Genomic DNA, 447 nt, shown 5'->3' on the forward strand with positions numbered 1-447 from the left:
GCATGTGCAGAAACAGAGACGGTAATTGGCTTGATTTTGTTCAGATATTGTGTTAATGGCTTATAGGTCAGATCTGAGATGGAATTTCCCTGTAACAAAGAGCCGGGATAGATGTAGCGTGAATAATTGGTTAGAGCAACCTGTTCATCTGATTCAATAACGAGGCTATGTCCCGTATCGCCCGCCCAGACACTATCCTTGATCAGTTCGGTATAGCTTTTTTTGCTGCTGTTGATCAAGCTTTTGATGGGGTCGCCTTTCCCGTTTATGCTAAAGATGGTATCGGGGAATTTTGCCAGGTTTCTGGAGGCATTAATTTCTTTTCCATTTGCAGCAGTCTGTTGTTCAACATTTTTTTTACAGGCTGTTACCGATACCGTTGCAATGGTAGCTACAGCGATAAGCGTTTTTAAATTGTTTTTCATTTTTGATTGTAGATTGATTTTT

General features: G+C 40.5%; 1 protein-coding gene. It reads right to left on the reverse strand.

The genetic code is table 11. From position 1 onward, the window contains the following. Window positions 1-425, reverse strand: a 425-nt coding sequence (locus tag OQX63_RS23295; protein WP_265853177.1) for a hypothetical protein, incomplete at its 3' end; no start/stop codon positions are given. Window positions 426-447 lie beyond the last annotated feature (22 nt).

This window comes from Pedobacter sp. PF22-3, assembly GCF_026239555.1.
In the GTDB taxonomy this organism is placed as follows: Bacteria; Bacteroidota; Bacteroidia; order Sphingobacteriales; family Sphingobacteriaceae; genus Pedobacter.